The organism is Acidobacteriota bacterium (assembly GCA_016712445.1).
Classification (GTDB): Bacteria; Pseudomonadota; Alphaproteobacteria; order Caulobacterales; family Hyphomonadaceae; genus Hyphomonas.
Map to the genome: position 1 here is coordinate 1 of JADJRB010000009.1, position 4,874 is coordinate 4,874.

A 4,874-nucleotide genomic window follows, 5' to 3' on the forward strand; every position below is an offset into this window, starting at 1 on the left:
CACGCGCCCGGCGTGGCTGCAGAGCGCGTCGCGGTGGCCGAGCGCGCTGGCGATCACGTCGCTCCTCGATGCGCGCGACCATGCGCCCGGATCTCGAGCGTGTTGTAGCCTCGTCTGCGTTCAGACGCGCGCGCGGCGACGACGGTGCCGGCCAGCCACGGCGGGGATCTCTCGGGGCCCAGCACGGCGTTCGCGTCGAGCGAGGCGCTTTCGTGACCGAGGCGATCTTGTCGAGAGTGCAACGCTTCATCGGATTCCCTTCGAGGATCGCGGACGCGATTGGGGGCGGAGTGTGCCGGCGCCGGCCTTGCGAACAGCCGCGCCGGTTCGGCCAGATGCGCGCGTAGCCCAGCGCTGCACGTGCGGTCGCTGCCCTGGGCAGCGCGCCAGCCGCACTTGGTATCGGAGACGCTCTATCGGCGTTGAAGGCGACTCGACGCCCTCGACCATCAGGCCGCCGCGCACGCGTACGCGCCGCCTGGTGACGCGCTTCCCGCAGCAGAGGAGGTCAGCAGGGCCCTCGACGTCGCGCTGGAGCAGGCCTTGGAAGAACCCACGCAGCCGGCGCCCGTACTGGTCGCCGAGCTGGTCCGGGCGGTGGTGCGCTGCTCCTCGGTCAGACGAGCTTCTCGAGCTCGCGTGCGGCCGAGCAGCACCTCACCGCGGGCGCCCTCGAAGACGATGCGGCCCATGATGCTCGAGCACGGTGTCGCGCCGAGGTGGTAGCCGCGGCTGGCGCCGAGCCGGCGCGCTCGTTCAGGCGCTCGATCAGCGCCAACGGGCTCGAGCGCCTCGCCGTCCAGCGCGACCGGCCCGCCGCGCTCGAAGGAGACCACGAAGGTCCGGTCACCGCCGCCGCCCTGGTCCAGTGCCAGGCGTCGTCCGGGAGCGAGCCCTAGCTCGTCAGGAGATCCTGCCCGCCGATCGTCCGGCCCCATAGGCCCGGCGTTGACCGAGTAGCGCCCGCCGAGGGCGGCGGAGACAGCCGACCGGCGAGGTACGCGCGCTGCTGGTCGTCGCGATTGGCAAGCCGAGCTTCCGCGCACGGGCGCCAGCACGACGAGTTCGGGCGCGAGCGTCGCCAGGGCGGCCCCGAAGCGCACTGGTCGTTGCCGGCCGCGGTGCAGCCGTGGGCGACGGCGTCGAAGGCGCGAGGCCCTCGCGCGCCAGCGAGCTCGGCCTGCAGGCCGCGCTCTGCGCCGGATTCCGGAGCGGGTGAACCTCGCCACGCGCGCACGTTGCCGGCCACCAGCCAGCGGATCACGCGCCGGTAGGCTCCGGCGCGCGTCGAGCAGGAGGTGGGCCTTCGCCCCGGCGTGCGAAGCGGCGCTCGATCTCGACGCCTTCTCGGCCGCGCTCCAGCCGCCGCAGTCGATCGCGAGCGTGGGGACCGCGTGCCCTTGCTCCTCCGAGCCAGGCGACGAGGAAGGAGGTGTTCGAGACCGCCGGAGTAGGCGAGGAGTACGTTCATCGACCGGAGTCAGGGTCGGATACGAGCGCGACACGCGTTTCTTCACGCGATCTCGCGCCGCGCGGTTGGCGACGCGACCAAGACGGTGTCGTCGCCGGCCACGGCGGTGCCGACGATGCCGTCCTGTCATCTCGGCCTCGAGCGCGCGCGACCGCGCTGGCGGCGCCCGGCTGCAGCGCAGCAGCACGAACGCGCGCCGTGTCGACCGAGAGCGCAGCAGGGTACTGCACGCGCCGTCAGCGAGGTGACGCGCTCGGCTTCGCGCAGCTGGTGCAGGACGCCGGCCTCCTTGGCCACGCGCAGCATGCGCAGGTCACGCGACGGAACCGGCTTGCCGGAGCCCGGAACCCGACTGCCTTCAGGCGTGAGCGGAGCTCGTCCTGGCTCTGGATCGAGTTCTCGACAAGCACGAGCCGCCGGATGGATGCGCGGCGTTCTCGAGCGGGACATCGCGGAAGAATAGAACCAAAGCCGGGAAGGGCAACTCCTGGATATTTATCGGAACTAGCGACTTGTTGCAAGGCCAGCCCGGACGGCGGACGGAACGCGGTCGGTCCCTCGGCGCTACTTCTCGCCTTTCGGCTTCCGCTTCCGGTCGCTAGGTGTCTCGCCCTGCTTCAGGATGCGCTTCAGTGCCGGCACGATCAGCTCGGGCTTGATGGCGAGGCGGTCTGCCTCGGGGCCGGGCTTGCTGGGCTCCAGGCGTGGACGGCGCTCAGGCTTCTTAGGGGGTTTGCTCGATGACATGGATGGAGTATCCTACGAGCGCCTCGTGGTGAGGCTGCGGACGATGGGTGAGAGTGCCGACGACGGGACTTGAACCCGCAAGGCCGTGGAGCCGCTCGCGTGCAAGGCGAGTGCGTTTGCCAGTTTCGCCACGTCGGCGATTACCAAGGGCCGGGGCGGTGGGCGCGCGTGCAAGGTTGCCTCACCGACCCCGGCTTGCTCTGGGCCGCTTGGCGGCGGCCCCTAGACCCTCCTCATGAGGCGCCCTCCAGAGCCGTGCTCGCCGTGGGTTGAGGCTGAGTCAGCTTGGCCTTCATGGCCTTGAGCCAGACTTCCAGCAGTTCGAAGTCGCCGTCTGACATCGGGTAGGGCAGGCGGAGGTAGGCGACGGACAGGCTAGGGAGCGTGATCGGGAAGTCCCGCATCTGAGGGTCCTGAGGGGGCTTGGGCGCCCAAGATCCGCCCCGGGGCTTGAACTCGGGCGGCGGCTCCTCGAAGGGAGGAGCATCGTCGCCTGCCGGGGGCGGCTGGGCGCCATCGGCTCCATTGTCCTTCCCGAGGCCCGCGTATGCAACGGTCCCGATGAACTGACCGGCCAGCGACTTCGCAGGCTTCTCAAGCAAGCCTAGGTCGAAAACCAGATAGTGCTCCAGGTTGGCGGGGCTCGGCAGCTTGCCCTCGAAGTGCTCCCAGATCCGGGCGTGTAGGGCCGGATTCAAGGCAGCCTCAGCGAGAGCCTTAGCGCGCTCTGGAGAGTCGGGGCGCTTGTCGAGCAAGATGCGGCGCGCGAGCGGGGACAGCTTGATCTTGCGCGCCTCCCGCGAGCCCTCATCCACCACCAAACCGTAGTACTTCAGCGCGCCAACCGCCTGCATCCACACGCTGCTTTTTGGCCCGTAGCCCCAGTGCTGGGCGGCAAGCGCTACCGGAACGGAGTGCTCGCCCTCCTCGGCGTAGAGCTTGCCCAGGAGGTCCACGGCCCGCTGCAACCCGATGGAGGGGAAGTTCGGGCTACGGCTCTTCTTAGATTCGGCATCGGCTTCTGCTTCGTTGCTCATGGCGGTCTCGGTGTGTAGGCGTCCTCGAACTGTGCAGATAGCCTATCGGGACTCTCGGGCCGAAGTCAACTGGCGGTATCGGCAAAAAATCCGAAGTGGATCGCGCTACTTGTTGCAACCTGGCGTAGGCTATCTCCATGAAGCGCAACACCTCCGCCGTCCTGGAAGCCCTTCGCGCGGCCTGCAACGACGAGGGCCTGGCCATCGCCTTCTTCGAGGTCCAGCGCTGGGGCGACTCCCCGGCCTGCCCCCGGTGCGGGGACTTGAACGTCTACCGGATGGCCGGCAAGGCGGGCGCCAAGGATCGCCGCTGGCGCTGCCGGGGCTGCCAGCGCATGTACACGGTCCGGACGGGCACGACCCTGGAGGAGACGCGCCTCCCCCTCAAGTGCTGGGCATTCGCCCTGTGGTCCGCATGCTCGTCGAAGAAGGGCGTCAGCGCGCTCCAGATCAGCCGCGAGTGCGAGATCAGCTACAAGTCCGCGCTCTTCCTGATGCACCGGATCCGGCGCGGCATGGCCACGGACGGCCCGCACCCGAAGCTGGAGGGCACGGTGGAGGCCGACGAGACCTTCGTGGGCGGGAAGCCTCGCCACAAGGGCAGCAAGCCGGGCCCGCGCGCGGACAAGCCCAAGGCCCCCGTGTTCGGCGTGGTCCAGCGCGGCGGCGAGCTACGCCTGCGCGCGCTCGACCGACTCACCGCGAGCAAGGTCCAAGAGGCACTCCGCGAGAACGTGGAGGCAACTCGCACGCGCCTGATGACCGACGAGTCGGCCGCATACAAGGCGATCGGCCACGAGTTCGCCGGTGGCCACGGGACCACCGAGCACTCCTGGAAGGAGTACGTGAGCAAGGAGGACCCCTCGGTCCACTCGAACACGATCGAGGGCGCCTTCTCGCTCCTCAAGCGCGGCATCTACGGCACGTTCCACTCGGTCAGCCGCAAGCACCTGCACCGCTACTGCGCGGAGTTCGAGTTCCGGTACAACGCGCGGAAGCTCGACGACGGGCAGCGCGTGGCGCTCGCGGTGAAGACGACCGAGGGAAAGCGGCTCACCTACCGCGAGCAGGTTGGTGGCTAGGCCGCGAGCGCGGTGAGCTCTTCTCGCGTGAGGTGGAAGTTCCTCACGCATCCCTTGGCGAGTTCATACTTCTCGCGCTGATCCGCAACGATCTGGAGCCCCAAGCCGTCGCTCATCACGGCTTCGAGCACCTTGACAAGCGGCAGGAAGTCCGCATCGGTCCACTTGAACCGACCCTTGAGCTCGTTGAATACCCAGCGGAACCCCTTCAGGCGGATCCCAACGATGCGCTTCTGCTCCTTGTCCCACAGGATGGTCAAGAACCCATCTACCCTGTCGGCGACGCATGTCCCGCCTTCCGCTCGGTAGGCAAGCACATCGAGGCCATGGTTGTACTTGGCCGAGGGCTTGAACGGCTTGGTTGCGCTGAGGTCTAGGTATTCCATCTGGAGACTCCTACCAGTGCCTCGACTCGAACCGCTGATCTGGAAGCGACGGCTGGTCCCGCTGATGCCTGTCGGAAGGTACCCAATCCCAATCGTGTATCATACCCTCTGCCGGTTTTCCACCGTCCGCCTTGCTTCCCCAGCCTGCAAG

The 4,874-nt window shown here is 68.3% G+C and carries 5 protein-coding genes and 1 tRNA gene; 2 read left to right on the plus strand and 4 right to left on the minus strand.

Annotated features, from left to right (window positions below):
• The first annotated feature begins 719 nt into the window (after positions 1 to 719).
• Entirely contained in the window at positions 720 to 899 is a 180-nt protein-coding gene (locus IPK75_19020) for a hypothetical protein (GenBank protein ID MBK8200446.1), read from the plus strand.
• Between the two features lie 1,136 nt (positions 900 to 2,035).
• Here IPK75_19020 and IPK75_19025 read toward each other — a convergent pair.
• The 3 genes from IPK75_19025 to IPK75_19035 form a co-directional block, all read right to left on the minus strand.
• Complete coding sequence (locus IPK75_19025) at positions 2,036 to 2,218, minus strand: hypothetical protein (protein MBK8200447.1); 183 nt, start codon at positions 2,216 to 2,218, stop codon at positions 2,036 to 2,038.
• 54 nt (positions 2,219 to 2,272) lie between these two features.
• Positions 2,273 to 2,356, minus strand: a tRNA-Ala gene (locus tag IPK75_19030).
• A 95-nt stretch (positions 2,357 to 2,451) separates the two neighbouring features.
• The gene (locus IPK75_19035) at positions 2,452 to 3,255 is read right to left on the minus strand and encodes a hypothetical protein (GenBank protein MBK8200448.1); all 804 of its coding nucleotides are present in this window, start codon (positions 3,253 to 3,255) and stop codon (positions 2,452 to 2,454) included.
• Positions 3,256 to 3,392: 137 nt separating this feature from the next.
• Between IPK75_19035 and IPK75_19040 the strand changes: the two genes are divergently transcribed.
• A complete protein-coding gene (locus IPK75_19040) occupies positions 3,393 to 4,337 on the plus strand; it encodes an IS1595 family transposase (protein MBK8200449.1) in 945 nt (314 codons plus the stop codon).
• On the opposite strand, the gene IPK75_19045 is transcribed toward IPK75_19040, so the two are convergent.
• Positions 4,334 to 4,723 carry a hypothetical protein gene (locus IPK75_19045; protein MBK8200450.1) on the minus strand — a complete coding sequence of 130 codons (390 nt, stop codon included), beginning with the start codon at positions 4,721 to 4,723 and terminating at the stop codon, positions 4,334 to 4,336. The genes IPK75_19040 and IPK75_19045 overlap by 4 nt on opposite strands.
• Between the last annotated feature and the right edge of the window lie 151 nt (positions 4,724 to 4,874).